Annotated in this window: 25 protein-coding genes; 19 read left to right on the top strand and 6 right to left on the bottom strand. The window is 64.7% G+C overall.

What is annotated here, in order from left to right:
• The first annotated feature begins 89 nt into the window (after positions 1–89).
• From B1C78_RS04375 to B1C78_RS04360, 4 genes are all read left to right on the top strand, one after another.
• Positions 90–416 (top strand): YbaB/EbfC family nucleoid-associated protein, encoded by a 327-nt coding sequence (locus B1C78_RS04375; RefSeq protein ID WP_077277920.1) that lies wholly within the window; start codon positions 90–92, stop codon positions 414–416.
• Positions 417–423: 7 nt separating this feature from the next.
• Positions 424–1,020, top strand: coding sequence for a recombination mediator RecR (gene recR / locus B1C78_RS04370; protein WP_077277919.1), 597 nt, complete (start codon positions 424–426; stop codon positions 1,018–1,020).
• Positions 1,021–1,113: 93 nt separating this feature from the next.
• Positions 1,114–1,458: a histidine triad nucleotide-binding protein gene (locus B1C78_RS04365; protein ID WP_077277918.1), complete on the top strand. Its 345-nt coding sequence runs from the start codon at positions 1,114–1,116 to the stop codon at positions 1,456–1,458.
• Between the two features lie 46 nt (positions 1,459–1,504).
• The gene (locus B1C78_RS04360; protein ID WP_077277917.1) at positions 1,505–2,311 is read left to right on the top strand and encodes a hypothetical protein; all 807 of its coding nucleotides are present in this window, start codon (positions 1,505–1,507) and stop codon (positions 2,309–2,311) included.
• A gap of 70 nt (positions 2,312–2,381) precedes the next feature.
• Here the strand turns inward: B1C78_RS04360 and rsgA are convergent, their stop codons facing one another.
• Both rsgA and B1C78_RS04350 read right to left on the bottom strand, forming a co-directional pair.
• Positions 2,382–3,263, bottom strand: coding sequence for a ribosome small subunit-dependent GTPase A (gene rsgA, locus B1C78_RS04355; protein ID WP_245795303.1), 882 nt, complete (start codon positions 3,261–3,263; stop codon positions 2,382–2,384).
• A 64-nt stretch (positions 3,264–3,327) separates the two neighbouring features.
• Positions 3,328–3,642: a c-type cytochrome gene (locus B1C78_RS04350; protein ID WP_077277933.1), complete on the bottom strand. Its 315-nt coding sequence runs from the start codon at positions 3,640–3,642 to the stop codon at positions 3,328–3,330.
• Positions 3,643–3,874: 232 nt separating this feature from the next.
• Between B1C78_RS04350 and orn the strand changes: the two genes are divergently transcribed.
• The gene (gene orn, locus B1C78_RS04345; RefSeq protein WP_077277915.1) at positions 3,875–4,420 is read left to right on the top strand and encodes an oligoribonuclease; all 546 of its coding nucleotides are present in this window, start codon (positions 3,875–3,877) and stop codon (positions 4,418–4,420) included.
• Positions 4,421–4,637: 217 nt separating this feature from the next.
• Here orn and nadB read toward each other — a convergent pair whose 3' ends face one another.
• A complete protein-coding gene (gene nadB, locus B1C78_RS04340; protein ID WP_077277914.1) occupies positions 4,638–6,257 on the bottom strand; it encodes an L-aspartate oxidase in 1,620 nt (539 codons plus the stop codon).
• 175 nt (positions 6,258–6,432) lie between these two features.
• On the opposite strand from nadB, the gene rpoE reads away from it, so the two are divergent.
• The 14 genes from rpoE (at position 6,433) to acpS (ending at position 17,592) form a co-directional block, all read left to right on the top strand.
• The gene (gene rpoE / locus B1C78_RS04335) at positions 6,433–7,008 is read left to right on the top strand and encodes an RNA polymerase sigma factor RpoE (protein WP_077277913.1); all 576 of its coding nucleotides are present in this window, start codon (positions 6,433–6,435) and stop codon (positions 7,006–7,008) included.
• Between the two features lie 34 nt (positions 7,009–7,042).
• Positions 7,043–7,633 carry a sigma-E factor negative regulatory protein gene (locus B1C78_RS04330; protein ID WP_077277912.1) on the top strand — a complete coding sequence of 197 codons (591 nt, stop codon included), beginning with the start codon at positions 7,043–7,045 and terminating at the stop codon, positions 7,631–7,633.
• Between the two features lie 2 nt (positions 7,634–7,635).
• Positions 7,636–8,619 (top strand): MucB/RseB C-terminal domain-containing protein, encoded by a 984-nt coding sequence (locus B1C78_RS04325; protein ID WP_077277911.1) that lies wholly within the window; start codon positions 7,636–7,638, stop codon positions 8,617–8,619.
• Entirely contained in the window at positions 8,616–9,089 is a 474-nt protein-coding gene (locus tag B1C78_RS04320; RefSeq protein WP_077277910.1) for a SoxR reducing system RseC family protein, read from the top strand. Before B1C78_RS04325 ends, B1C78_RS04320 begins: the two co-directional genes overlap by 4 nt.
• 45 nt (positions 9,090–9,134) lie before the next feature.
• Complete coding sequence (locus B1C78_RS04315) at positions 9,135–10,574, top strand: DegQ family serine endoprotease (RefSeq protein ID WP_077277909.1); 1,440 nt, start codon at positions 9,135–9,137, stop codon at positions 10,572–10,574.
• A 4-nt stretch (positions 10,575–10,578) separates the two neighbouring features.
• Complete coding sequence (locus B1C78_RS04310) at positions 10,579–10,821, top strand: glutaredoxin family protein (protein ID WP_077277908.1); 243 nt, start codon at positions 10,579–10,581, stop codon at positions 10,819–10,821.
• Complete coding sequence (gene lepA, locus B1C78_RS04305; RefSeq protein WP_077277907.1) at positions 10,814–12,628, top strand: translation elongation factor 4; 1,815 nt, start codon at positions 10,814–10,816, stop codon at positions 12,626–12,628. Before B1C78_RS04310 ends, lepA begins: the two co-directional genes overlap by 8 nt.
• Positions 12,629–12,689: 61 nt before the next feature.
• The gene (gene lepB / locus B1C78_RS04300; protein ID WP_077277906.1) at positions 12,690–13,499 is read left to right on the top strand and encodes a signal peptidase I; all 810 of its coding nucleotides are present in this window, start codon (positions 12,690–12,692) and stop codon (positions 13,497–13,499) included.
• Between the two features lie 52 nt (positions 13,500–13,551).
• Positions 13,552–13,938 (top strand): DUF4845 domain-containing protein, encoded by a 387-nt coding sequence (locus B1C78_RS04295; RefSeq protein ID WP_077277905.1) that lies wholly within the window; start codon positions 13,552–13,554, stop codon positions 13,936–13,938.
• On the top strand, positions 13,935–14,603 hold the full coding sequence (gene rnc, locus B1C78_RS04290; RefSeq protein ID WP_077277904.1) for a ribonuclease III: 669 nt from the start codon (positions 13,935–13,937) through the stop codon (positions 14,601–14,603). Before B1C78_RS04295 ends, rnc begins: the two co-directional genes overlap by 4 nt.
• 111 nt (positions 14,604–14,714) lie before the next feature.
• Positions 14,715–15,620 carry a GTPase Era gene (era, locus tag B1C78_RS04285; protein WP_077277903.1) on the top strand — a complete coding sequence of 302 codons (906 nt, stop codon included), beginning with the start codon at positions 14,715–14,717 and terminating at the stop codon, positions 15,618–15,620.
• 122 nt (positions 15,621–15,742) lie between these two features.
• Positions 15,743–16,420, top strand: coding sequence for a DNA repair protein RecO (gene recO, locus B1C78_RS04280; protein WP_077277902.1), 678 nt, complete (start codon positions 15,743–15,745; stop codon positions 16,418–16,420).
• A 25-nt stretch (positions 16,421–16,445) separates the two neighbouring features.
• A complete protein-coding gene (pdxJ, locus tag B1C78_RS04275) occupies positions 16,446–17,198 on the top strand; it encodes a pyridoxine 5'-phosphate synthase (RefSeq protein WP_077277901.1) in 753 nt (250 codons plus the stop codon).
• A 10-nt stretch (positions 17,199–17,208) separates the two neighbouring features.
• Positions 17,209–17,592 carry a holo-ACP synthase gene (gene acpS / locus B1C78_RS04270; protein WP_077277900.1) on the top strand — a complete coding sequence of 128 codons (384 nt, stop codon included), beginning with the start codon at positions 17,209–17,211 and terminating at the stop codon, positions 17,590–17,592.
• 313 nt (positions 17,593–17,905) lie between these two features.
• Here the strand turns inward: acpS and B1C78_RS04265 are convergent, their stop codons facing one another.
• From B1C78_RS04265 to B1C78_RS04255, 3 genes are read right to left on the bottom strand one after another with little or no spacing between them, the layout of a single operon-like run.
• On the bottom strand, positions 17,906–20,671 hold the full coding sequence (locus B1C78_RS04265) for an ATP-binding protein (RefSeq protein WP_245795302.1): 2,766 nt from the start codon (positions 20,669–20,671) through the stop codon (positions 17,906–17,908).
• Positions 20,668–21,594, bottom strand: coding sequence for a type 1 periplasmic-binding domain-containing protein (locus tag B1C78_RS04260; protein ID WP_245795301.1), 927 nt, complete (start codon positions 21,592–21,594; stop codon positions 20,668–20,670). The genes B1C78_RS04265 and B1C78_RS04260 overlap by 4 nt, the downstream gene beginning before the upstream one ends.
• Positions 21,595–21,620: 26 nt before the next feature.
• Positions 21,621–23,531: a TonB-dependent receptor plug domain-containing protein gene (locus B1C78_RS04255; protein ID WP_245795300.1), complete on the bottom strand. Its 1,911-nt coding sequence runs from the start codon at positions 23,529–23,531 to the stop codon at positions 21,621–21,623.
• Between the last annotated feature and the right edge of the window lie 67 nt (positions 23,532–23,598).

The raw sequence follows: 23,598 nt of genomic DNA, 5'->3' as shown, positions 1-23,598 counted from the left end.
GTGAAATATGCGGGCTAGACAGGCTCCTACGGCCCGCTACCGGGCGTGTCCCGTTATCATTTCAAATACAGCACACGACAGGTGGACAGATGATGAAAGGTGGACTTGGCAACCTGATGAAGCAGGCCCAGAAGATGCAGGAGAACATGGCCAAAGCCCAGGAGGAGCTGGCCAACATGGAGGTGACCGGGCAATCCGGCGGCGGACTGGTGAGTGTGGTGATGACCGGCCGCCACGAGGTGTGCCGCGTGAGCATCGACCCGAGTCTGCTGGAGGACGACAGGGACATGCTGGAGGACCTGGTGGCGGCGGCCATCAACGATGCGGTGCATCGCGTCGAGGAGACCACGAAACAGCGCATGGCGGACCTGACCTCCGGCATGGGTCTGCCCCCGGGCTTCAAGCTGCCGTTCTGACGCCTGCGTGGCCGCACCCTCCCTGCTCGACCAACTGATCGAGGCCCTGCGCTGTCTGCCGGGCGTGGGCCCGCGCTCCGCCCAGCGCATGGCCCTGCACCTGCTGGAGCGGGATCGACCTGGCGGGGAACGGCTGTCCCGGGTCGTACACGAAGCCATGGCGCGGATCGGGCATTGCAGTGTCTGCCGCACCTTGACGGAGCACGAGACCTGCGCGGTTTGCAGCGACACGGCGCGGCGGCGCGACCTGGTGTGTGTGGTGGAGGCGCCGGCCGACGTGCTGGCGGTGGAACAGGCCACCGGTTTCCGGGGCCAGTACCACGTGCTGCTGGGGCACCTGTCGCCCCTGGACGGCATCGGCCCGGAGGAGCTCGGTCTGGATCGCCTGGAGGCGCGTCTTGACGGCGGCGAGATCCGCGAGGTGATTCTCGCCACGGGCACCACGGCGGAGGGCGAGGTGACGGCCCACTACATCAGCGAGATGGCCCGCTCACGGGGCATCCGCAGCACCCGCATCGCGCACGGCGTACCGCTGGGCGGGGAACTGGAATACGTGGACCGCGGTACCCTCTCTCACGCCTTCGAGGGAAGGCGCGAGTACTGAGGAAGGCGCAGAGGCAAGATACAAGAGGCAAGATGCAAGAGGACAGGTTTTTCTTGTATCTTGCCTCTTGTATCCTGGCTCTGGAGTCATGAAATGACGACCTGCATCTTCTGCAAGATCGCCGAGGGGCAGATTCCCGCCGAGGTCGTGTACGAGGACGACCAGGTGATGGCCTTTCGCGACCTCAATCCCCAGGCACCCCTGCACGTGCTGGTAATCCCCCGGCGCCATATCGCCACCATCAACGATCTGGAGCCCGACGACGCGGAACTGGTCGGGCGCATGTACCTGGCGGCGAAAAAGATAGCGGGCGATGCCGGATTCGCGACGCGCGGTTACCGTACCGTGATGAACTGCAACTCCGAGGCCGGGCAGTCTGTCTATCATATACATCTGCACGTCCTGGCCGGCCGGGCCATGCAGTGGCCTCCGGGCTGACGGAGGAGGCTCTCAAAGGGCTAACAGAGCATAAGGGGGTCCGACAATGAAGATTCCGGTTCTGGCAACAGCCGCTTTGGCCCTGACCGTCAGTGGCGCCCCCGCCCTGGCCGACCCTGCTGATCACGGTTACCAGCTGGGTGTGGCCCTCGACACCTTCCCTGACCGGTGGAACCTGCCCCGGCGCCACGATGACCCCCTGGTGACGCTGCCCACGTCGCGCATGACCCTGAACGCTCACCTGGACAACTTCTTCAGGGCGGACGAAGGCCTGCTGTTCGGGCTGGACGGGCGCATCCACTGGGGCGAGCGGCTGGGCGAGGAACCGTACGTCAGATCCGGCCCAGACTATGAGTATCGCGGCATGGATCTCACGGCGCAGAGCGGCTACCGCTTCGGCGCCCCGGGTGATGCGGTGCGGTACGACATGCGCTTCGGCCTCGGATACCGGGGTGTAGGGGGGGATTCGCGCCTTGCCGGCGCCCATGGCGACGATGATCGAGGGACTTTCTATACCCAGTTGTCCGGCGGTCCCCGCTTCAGCAGCGGCAGCTGGCAGGGTTTCCTGGAAATGGGCGTGCGCGTGCCGCTGGCGTCTGACGAGCGGGGTACCGTGGCTGCGGTGGGCGAGGGCGTGGAGCCGGCGGGCAACGGCCGCCGCAGCGCCGGATTCGTCAGCTTCCAGAACGTCTTCCAGCTCAGCGACAGCAGCGCCCTTCGACTGGACCTGTACTACGACCGGCATCGCTACGGCCTGTCCGATACGACCCGTTGGCAGGGCCTGCCGCCCGACGACCGGCTGAACGGCCGGGACCAGGACGTGTTCGGCTTCGAAATGGGGCTGAGTTTCTAAGGGCGATTCAAGATTCAAAATTCAAGATTCAAGGGGGCGGGTCTTCCTTTGAATCTTGAATTTTGAATCTTCAACTTCGCTTCAAAGCGAGATAGCTCTTGTAGCGTGGTTCGCTGATTTCTCCCGCATCCACCGCCGCCTTGATGGCGCAGCCGGGCTCCCGGTCGTGGACGCAGTTGTGGAAACGGCATTGGCCCAGATGGGGGCGGAACTCCACGAATCCATGGGCCAGTGCCTCGGCCTGCAGGGGCGGGGGGGTGAAGTCCCGCACGCCGGGGGAATCGATCAGGTCGCCCCCGTCGGGCAGGTGATACAGGGTTGCGGCCGTGGTGGTGTGGCGGCCCTCGCCTGTGCCCTCGGAGAGGGCGCCGATACGCAGGTCCTCGTCGGGCAGCAGGGCCTTGATCAGTGACGACTTGCCTACCCCCGATTGGCCCAGCAGGATGCTGGTGAGGCCCGCGAGCCGGGCGCGCAGTTCGCCGAGCCCTGCGCCGGTCGCCGCGCTGGTGTGCAGCATGGGGTAGCCCAGATCCCGGTACAGGGATTCCATTTGCCCGGTGTCGTCGCTCCCCGGTGCCGCCTCCTCCAGATCCACCTTGTTCATGACAATGACGGCCCGGGCCTCCAGGGCCTCGATGGCCACCAGGTAGCGGTCCACCAGGGGCCACTGGGGCGGCGGCTGGCGGGCGATGATCAGCACCACCTGGTCGATGTTGGCGGCGACTGCACGGCGCTGCCCCCTGGGGTCCACCCGTTCAAGCAGGTTGCGGCGGGGCTCGATGCCCGTGACTACGTGGTTTCCCGAGTCGCTGGGCGTCCATGTCACATGATCGCCGCAGACCACGTCCTGGAGCCGCCGGCGGGCCGTGCAGCGAAGGCGCCGACCCGTTTCATCCTCGATGATGAGCTCCGCGCCGAAACGCGTGAGGACGCGCCCCGTACGGTTCAGCACGGAGGGGCCGGGGCGGCCCCGGGGTTGCGTGGTTTCATGAAGGCATCGAACGCACTGAAGTGCTTCAGAATCGGTAGTAGTTACGGTCCAGGAACTCGACCACCGCCTTGACATCCTCCTCGAACCAGCCGAGGCCGAGTGTGGTCTCGCAGCGGTTGACCTGGCTGATCAGCTGGCTTCTGGAGGTGATCTTGCGGTCGGTGCGGGTGTAGAGACTGCTGCCGTCGCCGCCCACCATGCTGGCGTGGCAGCTGACGCAGTTGTTGGCATGCAGGTTCTCGCCGCGTTTCACATCTGCCGCAACCGGGGCCGACAGCAGCCATACCATCGCGGCGCACAGGGCCGGTATCGCTGTTGTCTTGTTGATGGTGATCTTCATACGGGTACTCCTCTAACGTCTCGGGCCAGGCCCCATGCAGAGAAGGGTCTGCCTGACAGGAGAGTATATGGCCTGCCGGCAGTCTGTGAAGGCAGGTGCGCGAAACCGTGCGGGCTGAGGGGGTGCCCTCGAACCCGCGCGATCATTCCATGTACACTGAATGCCGCGATGCACCCCTCCGGCATGCCCCGGTGCGGGCATCCGGTCCGATGGCCCCGACACAAGGAATCCCATGAACCCCAACCCCGACAACCTGATCTGGATCGATCTGGAGATGACGGGTCTCGACACGCAGTCCGACTACATCATCGAGATCGCCACCCTGGTGACCGACAAGGATCTCAACCTGCTGGCCGAAGGCCCGATCATCGCCGTGCATCAGAGCGATGCGATTCTCGCGCGCATGGATGACTGGAACCGCGATACCCATGGGCGCTCCGGTCTCCTGGAACGCGTGAAGATGAGCCTCCACACGGAGATCGAGGCGGAGCAGGAGACCCTGCGCTTTCTCGAGAAGTACGTCCCGCCGCGCAGCTCCCCCATGTGCGGCAACAGCATCTGTCAGGACCGGCGCTTCCTGGCCCGGTGCATGCCGGATCTTGAGGCCTTCTTCCACTACCGCAACCTGGACGTGAGCACGCTCAAGGAACTGGCCCGGCGCTGGGCGCCCGGCATCGTCAACGGTCTGACCAAGGAATCCAGCCACCAGGCCATGGATGACATCCGGGCCTCGGTGGAGGAGCTGAGGTATTACAGGGAACACTTTATTAAAGGATGAAGGTTGAAGGATGAAGGTTGAATGAAAGCGGGGGCTGCAGGAGGCCCGCTCTCGGGCAGAACAGGAGAGGCACACCAGACATGGGCGTGTTCGCGGCGGGGGCGCCGCTCCTACGAGGGGCTTGATGGGCCACCGAGGCCGGTTGAGCCTTGTTCATCCTTCATCCTTCATCCTTCATCCTTCATCCTTCGCCCGAAGGGCGTTCATCCTTCGCCGCCTATGGCGGCGCCACCACCGTCGGCACGCCGTCCAGGTTCGGGTCCCGCTCGGGGTGGTCCAGGGTGTAGTGCAGGCCGCGGCTTTCGTGGCGTGACAGGGCGCAACGGATGATGATGTCGGCCACCAGGACCAGATTGCGCAGTTCCAGCAGGTCGTTGGTGACGCGGAAGTTGCTGTAGTACTCGTCGATCTCCGCCATGAGCAGATCGACCCGGTGGCGGGCGCGTTGCAATCGCTTGGTGGTGCGCACGATGCCCACGTAGTCCCACATGAAGCGGCGCAGTTCGTCCCAGTTGTGGGAGACCACCACCTCCTCGTCCGAATCCGTCACCCGACTCTCATCCCAGGGTGGAATATCCAGGTCCCCCCGGGGTTGCGGTTCGCCGGCCAGGATGTCGTCGGCGGCGGCCTGTGCGAAGACAAGGCACTCCAGCAGCGAGTTGCTGGCCATGCGATTGGCGCCGTGCAGACCGGTGTAGGCGGTTTCCCCGATGGCGTACAGGCCTTCAAGATCGGTGCGGGCACGCAGGTCCGTGACCACACCGCCGCAGGTGTAGTGGGCGGCGGGCACCACGGGCAGCGGCTCACGGGTCATGTCGAAACCGAACTTGAGGCAGTGTTCGTGGATGGTGGGGAAGTGGCTGCGGATGAAGTCGGCGGGTTTGTGGCTGATGTCCAGGTAGACATAGTCGGCGCCCAGACGCTTCATTTCATGGTCGATGGCCCGGGCGACGATGTCCCGGGGCGCCAGTTCGGCCCGGGGGTCAAAGCGCTCCATGAACGGGGTGCCGTCCGGCAGCAGCAGCCGCCCGCCCTCGCCGCGCACGGCCTCGGAGATGAGGAAGGACTTGGCGCGGGGGTGGTACAGGCACGTGGGGTGGAACTGCATGAACTCCATGTTGGCCACCCGGCACCCGGCGCGCCAGGCCATGGCGATGCCGTCCCCGGTGGCGCTGTCGGGGTTGCTGGAATACAGGTACACCTTGCTGGCACCGCCCGTGGCCAGGACCACGCACGACGCCTGGAAGATCTCCACGCCGTCGGCACGGTCCAGCACATACGCACCCACGCAGCGGTTCGGACCGGGCCTGCCCAGCTTGGCCGTGGTGACGAGGTCCACGGCGATGTGCTGCTCGAACAGGTCGATCTTGGGATGGCGCCGGGCCTGCCCCACGAGCGTGTCCTCGATGGCCCTGCCGGTGGCGTCGGCAGCATGCACGACCCGTCGGAAGCTGTGGCCGCCCTCGCGCGTCAGGTGCAGCTGACTGCGGCCGTCGGGCAGCGTTTCCTCCGTGAACGGGACCCCCAGCTCCATGAGCCACCGGATACTGGCGGGACCGCGTTCCACCGTGTGGCGCACCACGGGTTCCACGCACAGGCCCATGCCGGCGTTCAGGGTGTCCTGGACATGGGCGTCGAGCGAGTCCCGGTCATCCAGAACCGCCGAGACGCCGCCCTGGGCGTAGAAGGTGCTGCCCTCCGTGATCGGCCCCTTGCTCAGCACCGCCACGCGCCGCTGCGGGGCCAGGCGCAGGGCCAGACCCAGGCCTGCGGCACCGCTGCCGATGATGAGCACGTCGTGATGGTGGGCCCGGGGTCTGGCTTGAGAAGGGGTCATGGTCTGGGTTATTTTGTCACAGTTTTTTGCTGCCGATCAGTTAATTGCAGCACCATCCACGCGGGCCCCGGCAAGCGGGGCGGCTCGATCGGGGCGTTTCTTCCGAACTTACCGCATGCGTGCGGGTCAATGGCAGGTAGGGTACAGGAGGTACCCCGAGGGGGGGAGTGCCCGAATGGGCAAGAAGGTCACCGACGAGGAGCTGGTCAAGCGTGTACAGGCCGGAGACAAGCGTGCGTTCGATGCCCTGGTGCGCAAGTACCAGCACAAGATCGTCAACCTCGTCTCCCGCTACGTCTATGACCCTTCAGCCGCGCAAGACGTCTCCCAGGAGGCGTTCATCAAGGCATATCGGGGGCTGTCAAGTTTCCGCGGCGACAGCGCGTTCTACACGTGGCTGTACCGGATCGCTATCAACACCGCCAAGAACTATCTGGTCTCGCAGAGCCGGCGCACCCCGGATTACGAGGTGGACGCCCAGGATGCGGAGCAGATGGGCGGTGAATCCGCGCTCAAGGAATATGCAACCCCGGAGGGGGAATTGTTGTCCGAAGAGATACAGTCCGCCGTGCAGCGCACCATCGAGACGCTGCCGGAGGACCTGAAGACGGCCATCACCCTCAGGGAACTGGAAGGCATGAGCTATGAGGAGATCGCGCAGACCATGGGATGCCCTATCGGTACCGTGCGCTCGCGCATCTTTCGTGCCCGGGAAGCCATCGACCGTACGCTGCGGCCGCTGCTTGACTGATTCGGTTTAACGAAGTGAAGAGAGAGTGACGATCATGGCGGTGACGAAGAATGAACGGCTTTCGGCCCTGGTGGACAATGAAGCCGACAGCTTCGAGGTTCGTCGTCTGCTGGACGAGCTGGGACGCAACGAACAGGACATGGTCCTGTGGGAACGCTACCACCTGATCGGTGATGCAGTGCGCGGCGGGCTGAACCGCTTTGCGGAACCCGGATTCGCCGAGCGTGTCATGGAGCAGGTGGCCCACGAGTCCCCGCCGGGCGTGGACTCCGCGGTGGTCGGCCGTCGTCTGGTCAAGCCCGTCGCCGGGGTTGCCATGGCGGCATCCGTCGCGGTGGCGGTGCTGTTGGGTGTGGTGAGTTTTACCGGGACCGAGGATGCCGGCCTGCCGGCCGTGGCCGAAGCCGAGGTGGCGCCGCCGGCCAGCCCGCAGGCCGCTACCGTGGCCGATGCAGGGTCCGCCCCCCTGTCGGTCAGGGCGCATGACAATGCTGCGTTGATGACACCCATGGAGGCGCCCGACGCGCGCATTCACAGCTTTATTGTCAATCATGCCGAACACGCGGCGGGCCGCGGGTTGATGCCCTATGTCCGGGTGGTCGGTTACGAGAGCCCGGCGCAATAGGTATGGCCCGTTACTGTCTGGTCCGCTTGATCCTGGTGGGTTCCCTGCTGGTGGCGCCGGTGGCGCTCGCGGGGGACCACCGCGCGGATCTGCTGCTGGAGCGCATGATCAAGGCGGTGGAGAACCTCAGCTACGAGGGGACGTTCGTCTATATCCACGGCCAGAAGACCGAGACCATGCAGATCGTGCATACGCGGGACGAACAACGGGGCCAGCGCGAACGCCTGGTGTCGCTGACCGGTGAACCGCGGGAGATCATCCGCGACGACAACATTCTGACCTGCATCTGGCCTGCCAGTCGATCCGTGGTGATCGAACCGCGGCGCAGCCGCCTGGGCGGCCTTCCGGCCGCGATTCCGGATCGCGGATTTGGCCCGGATTCCCCCTACGTGTTCCGCCTCGAGGATGAACAGCGCATCGCCGGACTGCCCTGCCGCACCGTGCAGATCGAGCCGCGCGATGACCTGCGTTACGGCCACCGGCTGTGCATCAATGAAGAATCGGGCATGTTGCTCAAGTCGGAGATGCTCGATGACGAGGGGCGCGTTATCGAACAGTTCATGTTCACCAGCATCCATTTTCCTAGCACGGTGGCCGACGACAAGTTCACGCCGGTCATGAAGGGTGAGGGTTTCAGTACCTACCGGGTGGATATCCACCACAGTGAGTTGCCTCCGGATCCGGGCTGGAAGGTCAACGAGATCCCGGACGGGTTTCACCTGACCTCGGTGACCAAGCGGCCCATGGCCGCCAACCAGAACCCCGTGCAGCACATGGTGCTCAGCGACGGGTTGGCAACGGTGTCCGTGTTCATCTCCCTGGCCGAGAGCCTCGACGATCTCTACGTGGGCACCACCCGCTCCGGTGCCCTGCATGCCATGGCGGTCCCTTCCGGCGACTACCAGGTGACCGTGGTGGGTGAAGTCCCCGAGGCCACGGTGCGCATGATCGCCGATTCGGTGATCCACGAGGGCAACGGGCAGTGATCGAGGAACGCGCCCGCGTGATCTCCGTGGACCACGGCCACGCCTGGGTGGAGACGCAGCGTCAGTCCGCGTGCGGGACCTGTGCCGCCAACAAGGGCTGCGGGACGTCGGTGCTGGCCAAGGTGCTGGGTAATCGTCGCAGCCGGGTGCGGGCCATTGATCCCGTCGGCGTGCGCCTCGGAGACGAGGTCATGGTCGGCATTGCCGAATCGGCGCTGGTGCGCGGTTCGCTGGCGATTTACCTGGTGCCGCTCCTGGCCCTGGTGGTCTGCGCTGGCACGGTGCAGGTCCTGTGGCCCGGGGTGGGCGAGCCGGTAGTCATCCTGGCGGGACTGGCCGGCCTCGCTGCGGGTCTTGCCTGGGTCCGGCTCTTCTCCCGCCGTATCAGCAGTGATCCCCGCTATCAGCCGGTCATTCTGCGCCGTTTGAGCATCCCGGATCCGCGTGCAGATGGTGTTTTTGCGCCCTGATTGTCATAATCTGGCCTGATTTTCCGTGTACCGGATCGGTTTTTCATGATGGTTTTCCGCCGCAGTCCCTTTGCCGTCCTTGCATTCCTGCTCTGCCTGCTCCTGTCGCTCCCGGCGGCGGCCCGGGGCAATCTCCCGGATTTCGTGCCGCTCGTGCAGGCCAACAGTCCGGCGGTGGTCAATATCAGCACCACCCGCACCGTGACCCGCGAGGAGGGGGAGCGGCACCCCCAGTTCCGCATTCCGGACATGCCGGAGGATGGTCCCCTGGGCGATCTGCTGCGGCGCTTCTTCGGCGAGGGCGGCGAGATGCCCGAGTCGTTCCAGACACCGTCGCTGGGTTCCGGCTTCATCATCACCGAGGACGGTTACGTGGTTACCAATCACCACGTGGTTCACGGTGCCGACGAGATCCTGGTGCGTCTTAGCGACCGGCGCACGTTCTCCGCCGAGGTGGTGGGCTCCGACCCCAAGAGCGACGTGGCGCTGCTCAAGATCGAGGCCGAGGATCTGCCCACGCTCAAGCTGGGCAATTCCGAGGACCTGCAGGTGGGCGAGTGGGTGCTGGCGATCGGCTCCCCGTTCGGCTTTGATCATTCGGTGACAGCGGGCATCGTCAGTGCCAAGGGTCGCGCCCTGCCCACCGAAAACTACGTGCCCTTCATCCAGACCGACGTGGCCATCAACCCCGGAAACTCCGGCGGCCCGCTGTTCAACATGGACGGCGAGGTGGTGGGCATCAATTCCCAGATCTACAGCCGCACGGGTGGCTTCATGGGCCTGTCATTCGCCATCCCCATCGAGATGGCCATGGAGGTGGTGGAGCAGATCCGCACCCAGGGATACGTGAGCCGGGGCTGGCTCGGGGTGCTGATCCAGGAGGTGACCCGTGATCTGGCCGACTCCTTCGGACTTTCGCGTCCCACTGGGGCGCTGGTTGCGCGGGTTCTACCGGACAGTCCCGCCGAGGCGGCCGGTCTGCAGGTGGGCGACGTGATCCTGTCGTTCAATGATATCGAGGTGCCCCGGTCCAGCGCCCTGCCGCCCATCGTCGGACGCACCCGGGTGGGCGAACCCGCGCAAGTGGAAATCCTGCGCGACGGCGAACGCCTCACGCTGGAGGTGACCATCGCCGAGTTGCCGCCGGATGACGAACTGGCCCGCCGGACACCGGATGCCGAACCCGACGGCCCGACGGACACCGCCAGACTGCTGGGCATGGACCTGGAACCGGTGCCGGACGAGATGCGTGAGGCCCTGGATCTGGAGGCCGGCGGCGCCGTGGTGGCAAGGGTTACCGAGGGCCCCGCACGCGAGGCCCGCATCCAGCGGGGTGATGTGCTGCTGATGATCAACAATCAGCGCATCGAGTCGCCGCGGCATTTCGCTGAACTGGTGAATGCACTGCCTGCCGACGCCCGCGTGCCGGTGCTGGTGCAGCGGGGGCAGGGACCGGTCTTTCTGGCGCTGAGGCTGCCGGAATGACCGCATGACGAGAACGCTGACCGTATACAGCAGGACGGGATGCCACCTGTGCGAGCAGCTGCTGGCGCAGCTTGCGCACCTAGATCTTCCTGACGATGTTTCCCTGGTCACCGTGGATGTAGACACGGACCCGGCGCTGCGTGCGCGCTTTGATGTCGACGTGCCGGTCGTGGCGCTCGATGACGAAATCCTTTGTTGCCACTTTCTGGATGAAACCGCATTGCGACAGGCCCTGAACGATGGCTGAGCCTCGACAGAAACGGATCCGCAACTTCTCCATCATCGCGCACATCGATCATGGTAAGTCGACGCTGGCCGATCGCTTCATCCAGACATGCGGTGGTCTGGACGAGCGCGAGATGTCCGAGCAGGTCCTCGACTCCATGGACCTGGAACGCGAGCGAGGCATCACCATCAAGGCCCAGAGTGTCTCCCTGGATTATCCGTCCCGGGGCGGACAGATCTACCAGCTGAACTTCATCGATACGCCCGGGCACGTGGACTTCTCCTATGAAGTATCCCGCTCCCTGGCCGCGTGCGAGGGGGCCCTGCTGGTGGTGGACGCCTCCCAGGGCGTGGAGGCGCAGAGCGTGGCCAACTGCTACACGGCCATTGATCTGGACCTGGAAGTGGTGCCGGTGCTCAACAAGATCGATCTGCCCGCGGCCGACCCCGATCGTGTGGCCGCCGAGATCGAGGAGATCATCGGCATCGAGGCGAAGGACGCGGTTCGGGTGAGCGCCAAGACGGGCGAGGGCGTGCAGGACTTGCTGGAGGCGCTTGTGGCGCGCATCCCTCCGCCGACCGGAGACCCGGATGCGCCGTTGCAGGCCCTAATCATCGACTCCTGGTTCGACAACTATCTGGGCGTGGTGGCCCTGGTGCGGGTGATGAATGGCACGGTGCGGCCGAAACAGAAGATCATCGCCATGTCCACGGGGCGCACCCACCTGGTGGATCGGGTGGGCGTATTCACGCCCAAGCCCACGGATCGCGGCGAACTGAGCGCGGGCGACGTGGGCTTCGTGATCGCCACCATCAAGGACATCGCTGGCGCCAAGGTGGGCGACACGCTCACCGGGGCCGACCGCCCGTGCGAGAAGCCACTGCCCGGCTTCAAGGACGTTCAGCCCCGCGTGTTCGCCGGCATCTTCCCCATCAGTGCCGAGAGTTACAATGACCTGCGCGAAGCGCTGGACAAGCTCAAGCTCAACGACGCCTCGCTGCACTACGAACCCGAGACGTCCCAGGCCCTGGGCTTCGGTTTCCGCTGCGGCTTCCTGGGCATGCTTCACATGGAGATCGTTCAGGAGCGTCTGGAGCGCGAGTACGATCTGGACCTGATCACCACCGCCCCCACAGTGGTCTATGAGGTGGAGACCACCCGCGGCGAGGTGCTGGAGATCCACAATCCGTCCCAGCTTCCGCCGGTCAACGAGATCAGGGAGATCCGCGAGCCGATCATCCGCGCCAACATCCTGGTCCCCCAGGATTTCCTCGGCGCCGTGATCAATCTCTGTGTCGAGAAGCGGGGCGTGCAGACGCGCATGCATTACACCGGCCGCCAGGTGGCATTGACCTACGAGTTGCCGCTCTCCGAAGTCGTGCTCGACTTCTTCGACCGGCTCAAGTCGGTGTCCCGGGGTTATGCGTCCTTTGATTACGAGATGGCGCGCATGGAGGCGGCGCCGCTGGTGAAGGTGGACCTGCTCATCAACGGCGACCGGGTGGATGCGCTGTCGGTGATCGTGCACAAGGACCAGGCGCAGACTCGCGGCCGCCAGCTGGCGGAGACCATGAGCAAACTGATACCGCGCCAGATGTTCGAGGTGGCCATCCAGGCCGCTATCGGCAACCATATCATCGCGCGCACCAACGTGCGTGCCCTGCGCAAGAACGTGACCGCCAAGTGTTACGGGGGCGACGTGACACGCAAGCGCAAATTGCTGGAGAAGCAGAAGGCGGGCAAGAAGCGCATGAAGCAGATCGGCCGCGTGGAGGTTCCCCAGGACGCCTTCCTGGCGGTCTTGCGCGCGGACACCAAGAGCGGCTGAGGCGGAGGATGGTGCACCTTACGCCGCCTGCAAGAACGGGAAATCACGAGGGAGTCGGGGGATGACCTTTGATCTGGAACTGGTGCTTGTTCTGGGCACCTTGCTTACGGGGGCGGTCTGGCTGCTGGACAGCCTGGTCTGGCGCAAGCACCGCAAGGCCGTGGCGGCGGAGGAGGTCCCAGCCGAACATGGCAACGGGCGGCCGTCCGAGCCCTGGTACGTGGAGTACTCCAAGTCCTTCTTTCCGGTGCTGCTCATCGTGCTCGTGCTGCGCTCCTTTGTGATCGAGCCGTTCCGGATTCCTTCGGGTTCCATGATGCCGACCCTGCTGGTCGGCGACTTCATCGTGGTCACGAAATACAGCTACGGCATCCGGCTTCCCGTCACTCGTCAGCAGATCATCCCCACCGGTCTGCCCGAGCGCGGTGAAGTGGCCGTATTCCGCTACCCTGAGAATCCCCGCGAGGACTACATCAAGCGTGTTGTGGGCCTGCCGGGGGATCGCGTGGCATTCTACAATAAGCAGTTGTACATCAATGACGAACCGGTACCTCAGCGTGAGCTGAATACCTACATGGGTGCGGGTTCGGGGGCGGTCATGACCGGGGCGAGGCTCTCCGAGGAGGCGCTGGGCGAAGTGCCGCACCAGATCCTCTCGTGGCCGCACCGTTCATCCGTGGAAGGCACCTGGGAAGTACCCGAGGGCCATTACTTCACGGTGGGTGACAACAGGGACAACAGCAACGACAGCCGGTTCTGGGGATTCGTGCCGGAGGAGAACCTGGTGGGCAAGGCGGTGATGATCTGGATGCATTGGGACTTCGGCGATCGTTCGGCGGATCTCGGGCGTATCGGGACGCGTATCCGCTAGGAGCCCGTCGGACTTAGGTGCCCGGGTGACAAGCGAAGGGGAGTGAAGCGAGATGAACGAACTGCACGGATCGGGTGTTCACAGGCAACGCGGCATCGCGCTGATTCCGCTGTTGCTCATTGCAGCGGTACTGGTGATCTTCGGTACGGTGGGGCTACGCCTGTTTCCCATTTACACCGAGTTCATGACGGTCAACTCGATTCTGAAGGACATCGCCGCCGAAGGCGGCGCACATTCGCGCAGTGCGCGCGAACTGTGGGGTGCAGCCGATCGGCGGTTCCAGATCAACAGTGTCGACAACGTTGGCCGGGACCACGTCACCATCGAACAGCGGGGCGAACAGCGTTACCTCAAGCTGGACTACGAGGTGCGCACGAACATGATCGCCAACGTGGACGCGGTGGTACGGTTCGAGCGGGAGTACCGTCTCAGCCAATGAGCGGCACATCGCTGCTTGATCTGTTGCCGGACGGTCTGCGCAACTCGGAACTGCTGGAAGAGGCGCTTACCCATCGCAGCGCCGCGGCTCGCAACAACGAGCGCCTCGAGTACCTGGGTGATGCGGTGCTGGGGATGATCGTGGCTGAGCAGCTTTATCGCAGTCGGCCCGATGTCACCGAAGGCGACCTCAGCCGGTTGCGCTCCGCGCTGGTGGACAAGGACAGTCTGGCCGCCATTGGCAGCGAATGGGGGCTGGAGCGCTACATCAGCGTCGGTCCGGGTGAACTCAAGAGTGGCGGGTCCCGGCGCCGTTCCATCCTGGCGGACGCCGTCGAGGCCCTGATCGGTGCCGTCTACCTGTACAGCGGCTTCGATGCCGCCCGCGAGTTCGTGCTGTGTCTCTATCGCGAGCGGCTCGCGAACCTCCCCGATGCCGATGCGCTCAAGGATCCCAAGACCCGCCTCCAGGAATGGCTGCAGGCCCGCAACCTCGACCTGCCCGTATACGAGGTGGAATCGATCTCCGGCAAGGCCCATGCCCAGCACTTTCGCGCCCTGTGCCGTATCGAGAGCGCAGGGGTGGAGGCTTGTGGTGAGGGGAGCAGCCGGCGCCGTGCGGAGCAGGCGGCGGCGCAGTGTGCGCTGGAGGCGTTGAAAGGATGATTCAAGATTCAATATTCAAGATTCAAGGGGGAAAAGCAATTCGGATTTGACTTCGGGGCGATAGACGGTTTCCACTTTAAATCTTGAATCTTGAATCTTGAACCAGCCTTCATGACCCGCGAATCCTCACCTGCCACCCGCTGCGGTTACGTCGCCATCGTCGGGCGTCCGAATACCGGCAAGTCGACCCTGCTCAATGCGTTGGTCGGCGAGAAAATCGCCGCTACGGCGCGCAAGCCGCAGACGACGCGCCACCGCATCCTGGGTGTGGTGACACAAGGTACCGACCAGTTGATCCTGGTGGATACGCCGGGTATCGACACCGGTTCCCCGAAGCTGCTCGGCCGGGTGCTCAACGAGTCCGCACGGGCCGCACTGGCCGACTGCGATGCCGTGATGTTCGTGGTGGAGGCGGAGCGCTGGGAACCGCTGGATGCGCAGATCCTGGAGATGCTCAGGTCGTCGGGCGTGCCGGTGGTGCTGGTGATCAACAAGGTGGATCGCATGGCCCGCAAGGAGGCCCTGCTGCCCTTCATCGCACGCCTGCGCGAACTCCACCATTTCAGCGACGTGGTGCCGGTCTCCGGGCTCAAGGCGGTCAACCTGGATGCCCTGCTGCGGGTCCTCGTCGGGTTTCTCCCCGAAGGGGTGCACCTTTTCCCGGAGGACGAGTTTACCGATCGCAGCCAGCGTTTCCGTGTCAGCGAGGTGATCCGCGAGCAATTGCTGGAACGCCTCGGGCAGGAGGTGCCCTATGCCACGGCCGTGGAGGTGGAAGGTTGGCGCGACACGGCCCGCGTGACGCACATCGACGCGATCATCTGGGTGGAGCGTGACAGCCAGAAGGCCATCGTGGTGGGGAAGGGCGGGCACATGATCAAGAGCGTGGGCACGGCGGCGCGACATGTGATCGAGGAGATGCTCGAACGCAAGGTGATGCTCAGGCTGCGGGTCAAGGTGCGAGAGGGATGGCAGACAGACGTGGACGCCATTCGCCGGATGGGGATTGATGGTTAGAGTTCAAATTCAAGATTCAAAATTCAATATTCAAGGGGGTGAGGTATGCGGGCTAGGACAGTCGCGGAGCCAGAATCTGGCATGATAATCACCTTTGAATCTTGAATCTTGAATCTTGAATCTTGAATAGAATCCACACCACCGGTTTCGTCCTGCACGCCCGACCGTTCCGGGACAACAGCCGTGTGCTGGAATTGCTCACCGAGGCGGAGGGGCGCACGGCCTGCCTGCTTCGCGGGCGCGGGTCTGTCGGCCGCGGGTTCGTACGCTACGAAATGGCGTGGCAGGGGCGTGGAGAGCTCAAGACCCTGTCGTTGATGGAGGAGCAAGCGGCTTACAGGCTGTCGCCGCCGCGGCTGGCCTGCGGGTTCTATCTCAATGAGCTGACCCTGAAGCTCGTGCCGCGCCAGATCCCCCTGGATGGTCTCGTCACAGAGTATGCAGGAGCCCTGACACGCTTGTCGGATCCTGATGAAATGCCCGATGCGCCGCTCCGGCGCTACGAGCTGCAGCTGCTGCGCCACCTTGGCGAGGGACTCGATTCCCTGGACACGCAGATGCTGGATCCGGAAGCCGCCCTCGTCTACGAGGCCCAGCGCGGACTGCGTCCGGCAAGCGCCGCCGAACTGGCAAGCGGCGACTTTGTCCACGGATCGACGCTGCGTGCGCTGATTGCGGACCGACTGGATTCCCGTCAGGACCGGCGTGAGGCCAGGCGCCTGCTGCGCGGGCTTTTGGATTACCATCTCCAGGGACGACCCGTGGTGAGCCGTGCGCTGCTGCGCCCGCGCTCGCATTAGACTGAACAAGTGGACATCCCGAAACATGACGCCTGACGCAGACCCGCACACACACCTTCGACTGGGTGTGAACATCGATCATATCGCCACCATCCGGCAGGCGCGGGGCACGCCCTACCCGGATCTGGTGGAGGCGGTGCGCCTGGTGGAGGCGGCCGGCGCGGATATCATCACGCTGCATCTGCGCGAGGATCGTCGCCATATCCAGGACCGGGATGTCGAAGCGCTGAGGGACCGCGTTCGCACCGGCATGAACCTGGAGATGGCCGCCACGGCGGAGATGCAGGCCATCGCCCTGCGAGTTCGACCGGAGGCCTGCTGCATCGTGCCGGAGCGCCGTGAGGAGCTGACCACCGAAGGCGGTCTGCAGGTTCTGGGAGAAGAGGATCGCCTGGGAAACTTTTGCGCGCCGCTGGTGGAGTCGGGCATAGAGGTGTCTTTGTTCGTGGAGCCCGAGCCCACCCATCTCGATGCGGCCAGGCGCATCGGGGCACCGGTGGTGGAATTGCACACCGGTTCCTACGCCAACGCCCCGGCGGGCCCCGCGCGCGAGGCCGAACTGGCCCGCATACGGAAGGCCGCCGAGCACGGCAGGCACCTCGGGCTCGTGGTCAATGCCGGTCATGGACTGGATTATGACAACGTGGGTCCTGTGGCCGCCATCGACATATTGCATGAACTCAACATCGGGCATTCCATCGTGGCCCGGGCCCTCTTCACTGGCTTGACCGAGGCTGTGCGCGCCATGCGCGCGGCCATGGATGCGGCACGCGCATGAGCCTCCCGTCATGAGGATCCTGGGCATCGGCTCGGACCTGGTGAGTATCGCCCGGGTGGAGCAGCTGCTGGCCCGCCACGGCGGGCGCTTTGCGGAGCGCATCCTGCATCCGGTGGAATGGCCCGGATACCACCGAAGTGCCGCGCCCGCGGCCTACCTGGCCCGCCGCTTCGCCGCGAAGGAGGCAGTCAGCAAGGCGCTGGGTGTGGGTGTGGGGGCCCACATGCGTTTCACGGATGCCGGCGTGGACCATGACGACAGTGGCAGGCCGGTGCTGGTCCTGACCGGCCGCGCCGAGACCACGGCCGCACGCCTGGGCGTGAAGGACTCGCACATCAGCCTGTCCGACGAACGCGAATACGCGCTGGCCTTCGTGGTTTTGGTGGGGGACTGATCGCGGCGTGTTTAACCACGAAGCGCACGAAGGTCACGAAGAAATAGCAAGAACAATTTTCTCTCGCAAAGGCGCGAAGCACGCCAAGAAAACCTGATTGAAATAAAAGACCCGCCTTAGGCTTGTACTTTGCGTGCTTCGCGTCTTTGCGAGTGACCCATATTCCCTGCCACACCGAGCCCACGCAGTGTGTCCCTTGCGCGATTCTTTCGGAGCCGGTTTGGCGCCCACGGGGCGCCCTATGAATTCTCTTCGTGTCCTTCGTGTCCTTCGTGGTTTAACGCTCGTCCGATCCATAGGCATCTCTGCGGGCTCAGTCCGTGCCGGTGGTGCTGCTGTAGAGGGATTCCAGCAGGTCGTCGGCCTGCTCAAGCAGCGCGTCCATCTCGGCGAGCCAGGCGCCTTGCAGGTTGCCGGCGCGCTCTGTCTGACCTCCCTTTAGCGCCATCTCCAGTGCCTGGCTGCAGGCCGCCAGGCGCAGGGTGCCGCAGTATCGGGCGCCGCCATGAATACGATGCACCATCTCCAGAAGCGCCTCGCCCTGGACGGGCGATTCACTGATCTGAGCCTGAACCCGCTCCACATCGCTGACGAGCATCTGAAGCATGTCCCGGGCGAGGCGCGGGTTGCCGCCCGCCCGTTGCAGGGCGATGTCCTCGTCGTGGATCGGCTGGGTGGAGTCGAACTCCACCGGCGCGCGGCGACGGCTCTGCGGGGCGCCCTCAGGTGGCCCCTCCACGCATTCCAGCAGATCGCTTTCGGACACGGGCTTGTAAAGCACGTGGTCGAAGCCCGTCTGCAGCAGCGCGATGTGTGTCTCGGGCCGCAGGTCGGCGGTCACGGCCACGATCCGTGCGGCGTCATCGAAGGCGCGGATATCCTCCAGCGCGCCGATTCCGTCCTTGCCCGGCATGTGCACATCCATCAGGACGAGATCGGGCCGCTTCTCGCGGTAGGCGGAAACGGCCGCAAAACCGTCGGTTGCCTGCGTCACCAGCCCGCCGTGGCGCTGAACGAATTCCGTGAGCAACCGGCGGTTGACGGCATTGTCGTCTGCCACCAGGAAACTGAGGCCTTCCAGGCGGTTCCCGGAATCCTTTGTTCCGGGTCGTCGCTTCTGCGCACCGGCGGGGGAAGCGGGTCGGGTCAGTTCGTGAACGGCACGGTGGATACTGGCCACCGACAGCGTCAGCGGGATCGGGTGCGCGCCCTGGGCCGCCAGATCATGCACCAGGCGTTCACCGATGCCGATGCCGCGCGCCAGGAGTGTTCGGGCCAGTTCGGGCGGATGTGCCTTCAGTGTTGCCGCCTCGCCGGCCGTCATTTCCCGCACCCAGACGATGCCGAGGGCATGTGCGCGCGTGCCGAGGTACTTGAGGTAATCCGCCAGGTCGTGGCAGGCATGGGGACTCAGGCGAAGTACCTCCAGGGTGCGCACGATGGCTCGACGCATCTCGGGATCGTCGCACCAGACCGCCACGTCGCTCACCGAAACGGGCAAGGGGGGGGTGGGCAGCGGCACGTCGGCGTCGGAGACGGGCAGCGATACCGTGAATACGCTGCCAGTCCCTTGCGTGCTCTCCACGTGCACCTGTCCGCCCAGCAGGTTAACGATGCCGCGTGTGATGCTCAGACCGAGTCCGGTGCCGCCCTGTGCAACGGCGCCAGGCTGGCTGGACTGGAAGAATGGCTCGAAGATGTGAGGCAGGTCCCGGGGGTCGATACCGGGACCGAAGTCGCGTACGCCGATCTCCAGCTGTCGGCGCTCCCCGGAACGTCGCAACCGGGTGTGCATGTGCACACGGCCGTCCAGCGTGTACCGGATGGCATTGCTGAGGATATTGGTGATTACCTGTTTGAAGCGCAGCTTGTCGGAGGTGATGATCGCGGGAACGTCCGGGTCGATCAGCAGGGTGACGTCCACCGAATGTCCACGCCGTGTGCGCCGGCAGATGCCGATGACTTCGGACAGGCACTGACCCAGATCGAAGCGGGTCTTGCGGATGTTGATACGCCCGGATTCGAGGCGGGAGACGTCCAGCAGGTCATTGACGAGCTTGAGGGTATCCCGGCTTGAGTTGTTGATGATGTTCAGCCAGCTTTGCTGTTGTGCGTCCAGATTGCCATGCTGCGAGAGCAGTTCGGTGTAACCCTGGATGGCGCTGAGCGGTGTGCGCAATTCATGGCTGATGCTGGCCAGCAGTCGCGACTTCTTCAGATTGGCCTCGTCGGCCTGTGTACGGGCCATGCTCAGTGCCCGGTTCTTTTCATCGACGAGCTTGAGTTGTTCCTGAATGTCCCGGGTAGACGCCTGGATCCGCTCGGTCATGCGGACATGGGAACGCCGGATGTTCCGGGCCATACCGTTGATGCCTTCGGCAAGCCGGCCCAGTTCGCCGCCGGCGCGCGAGTCCGCCTGGACGTCCAGTTCGCCTCGGCCGATCCGGTTGACGACGTCCGCCATCTCCTCCAGTGGGCGCGACAGCGGCCGGCTCGCGAGGCGGACCATGAACGCGGTGGCGGCCAGAAGCACTGCGACGATCAGCAGGCTGCGCAGTATCCACTCGGTCTGGGCGATGGCAGTGGGCACGGTGGACAGGGTGACGGTCACGTGCCCGATGACCCGGTCCGGACCCGGCGCAGGGACGGCGGGCGAGGCGCCCATGGCCTCGTAGTCAACCAGTCTTGTCAGGGTGATGGGCGCCTCGAAGGCACGTACGCCATGCCCGAACAGCAGACCGGAAAGATCATGCAGGCGCGAGTCCGGCCTGCGGTCCTGTACGTAGGTGTACAGCAGGTTGCCCTGGTCATCGGCGACGCGTACCGAAACCAGGTCCGGTTCCTCGCGGGCACGGTGGCTGGCCGCACGCAGGTAGGCCCTGTTTCCCGAGATGACGCCATACTCCATCGCCGGAGCGAGAAAACCGGCGATCGTGTTGCCGCGTGTCTCCAGGCGCGATTCGATCTCCTGAACTTTGATTATCGACCAGTAGACGGTCAGCGCCGTACCCACCGCCACGGCCGGCACCAGTGCCAGGGCCAGCAGGCGATGCTTGATTCTCCATGAGTGCAGCATCATGAGCCGTCTTTGAATCGGATGCGCATTGAGTGGGCAACCTGGCGGTTGATGACCACGTTATAGCGGACGGTATGGCGCCTCAGGGGCCGCCACTCGCCCTCGCCGACGGCCGTGGCGATGACCCGGCCGGCGTCCTCGCCCAGCATCTCCGGAGTCGCGAATACCGACATGAGGGCGCCGGCGCGGTTCAGGCCTTCCGAGTAGCCGATCAGGGGTGTGCCGATGCGGTAGGTGGTCAGCATGATGCGCACTATGGTATCGCGGTTGTAGATCTGCGGGTGAGGCAGGGCGAGAATGGCGTCGGTCTCCCGGGCCGCTTGTTCGAAGACCGCCACCAGTTCCGATTCACCACCGGCACGGTACTCCCGGAACCTGGAGGTGCCCGCGGGCAGGTCGCCCCGCAGCCGCTCGCGCTCCAGATGGTTCCCGTCGGCGGTGATGATCCCCACGGTTTCCACGCCATGCAGGCGGAGGTCTACGACCTGCAGCATGTCAGCGAGCGACACGTCCATGTAGATGGCGGAAAGGCGCGGTGGGTCGCCCCTTGATGCCCCGATCTGCTCGAAGCGTTCCTTGGGAATCGCGATCGAGAGAAGTTCCGCATCCACAGTGGTGTCGAGCGTCGTCTGAAGCGCCGCGACGCCCGATGTAACGATCAGGCACCCGCTGCAGTCAAAGGCGGCGACCAGCCGGGTCGCTTCCGGTGTATCCGCCACCGCTCGGGCGGTGATCGCGTCCGAGCCCCGTAACTGGGATTCCAGCGCAGAGAGGACGCGCTGATGCAGGGGCGTGTTGTCGCTTGCCAACAGGAGCACGTGCCAGCGGGTTTCGACCGGGACCTGCGGCTCGGCCTGGGAGGGCCCGCTTGCCGGCAGCAGCCCGGCAAGCAGTACGAGCCAGAAGGACTTGAGGTATGTCGGCATCCTGATATCCGTCCGAGCTTCCCTGTTCAGAAGTCCACCGACAGTGTCGCGAAACTTCGTGGTTCCCGACGGTTTACCTGGTAGATCTCACTGTTGTCCGGCCCCCGTCCGTCGTATCCGCGCGCAAGAATGTCCTGGACAGTGATGCCCAGGTGTGCACCGCGGTTCAGGGACCAGCGTGCGGAGAGGTCCAGAAATCCGTCGTAGGTACCCATGGGGGCACCGTCGACCCAGTCGACCTCGGAATACCAGTAATACCTGGCCGAAAGTGTGAGTGCATCCGAAACCCGCGAACTGATGGCTGTGGTGAGGATGTTGCGGGGGATGGCATCGGCGTACCGGCCATCCCGGTCATCCGTGCGGTAGAAGTGATGCGTGAAGCCGCCATGCAGTCGTGTGCGCAGTGTCGGACGGTAATCGGCCTGGACCTCCACCCCCTCGTAGCTCACGTCTCCACGATCCGCGAAGGATGTTGAAGCCCTGGAGGCGTCGATCAGACCGCGGATGCGCGTGCTGAAGAGTTTCGAATCCAGGGTCAGCCTGGTGCCCTCGAAGGTCTGATGATGCCCTAGTTCGAAATACTCCATGGTCTCCGGCTTGAGCCCCCCTTCGGCATCCAGCACGACCTGGATGTTATTCGGCGGTGGAACACCGTGGTCGGTCAGGTCATATACACGGTAGGCGAGTTCCTCCGTGAGCACAGGCGTGCGGGTGGCGCGTGCTGCGATGAAGCGCAGGGTGTGCCGGGGGTGTGCACGTACGTTGAGGGCTGCCCTTGGTGAGATTTCGTCACCGAACAGCCGGCTGTGTTCGTACATGGCGCCCAGGTTCAAGGTGGTGACGTCGCCGAGCAGGTGCTCAAAACTTGCGAAGGCCCTGTAGAGGTCGTCGCTGACGGGGCTATGTTCCCCGAAATAGGTGGGTGACACTACCCGGTCATGGCGTATCCCGCCGCCCCAGACGACTCGAGTGGCCGCCCCCACGTGCCGGCGGTGTTCCAGTCCCAAATCGTGCCGTTCGGTGCGCACGTTCTCGTCGATGGGGACCCGCAGTCCAAGGAACGCCACGTCAAACTCGTCCACGGTGCGGTATTGCTGATACGCATACTCCAGTGTCCAGCTCTGGTCTGTGGCCGCGTCCTGCTCCAGCTTGAGATGCACATGTGCGCGGTCGGTGGTGAAGTGCCGTTCAGGGTCCAGATCCTCAGCCGGCCGGCCTCGGCCCTTGCGTGACTGTCCCGCGCCGGCGTAGGTGCTGAAGGTATGCCGGTGCGTCAACCGGTAGTCCAGGCGTAGGTCGGCGAAGTACGCGCGCTTGTCGTCGTTGCCGTCGGGAAAGCCGTCATCCTCCTGTGTAGAGAGGGTCAGGCGGTAATCGAGATCACCCTGCCTGCCGGCCTGTCGGCCGATGAGGTCGCGCCCCCCGTTGTTGCCGACCCGAGTGGTGACGTGCCGGCCCGGGATCTCTGCCGGATGCCGGGTGATGATATTGATGATGCCCTGGAAGGAGTTCGGCCCGTAGGCGGCGGCATTGGGGCCGCGAATCACCTCGATGCGGGCGATGTCCTCGATGGCCAGCCCCAGGTCGGGCCACAGCACGCCGCCGGAGAAGGGCTGGTAGACGGAACGCCCGTCCACCAGCACCTGCATGCGCCGGGCGAAACGTTCCGGCAGCCCGCCGTAGGTGACCACCGGCTCGTGATTGCTGTGTCGCGCCACGATCATGCCCGGTACCAGGCGCAGGATGTCCACCAGCTCGCGGGCACCCGAGGCGTCGATCATTTCCCGGTCGATGATGGTGACCGCTGCGGGGGCCTCTGAGACCGGCTGACGCAGACGGGTGGCGGTGAGTACCACGGGCATGTCGGCGAAGAAATCGTGCTCGGTCAGGGGCGGCTCCGCCGCATCCGTTTGCTGGCCGGGTCCAAGTATGGCCACCAGGCACAGGATCGCAGCGCACGCGCCGCGCGACCCCTGCGCGAATGGGCCGGGGCGGAGGAATCGG

The organism is Thioalkalivibrio denitrificans (assembly GCF_002000365.1).
In the GTDB taxonomy this organism is placed as follows: domain Bacteria; phylum Pseudomonadota; class Gammaproteobacteria; order Ectothiorhodospirales; family Ectothiorhodospiraceae; genus Thioalkalivibrio_A; species Thioalkalivibrio_A denitrificans.
This window is presented reverse-complemented; position numbering and strand designations above follow the sequence as displayed.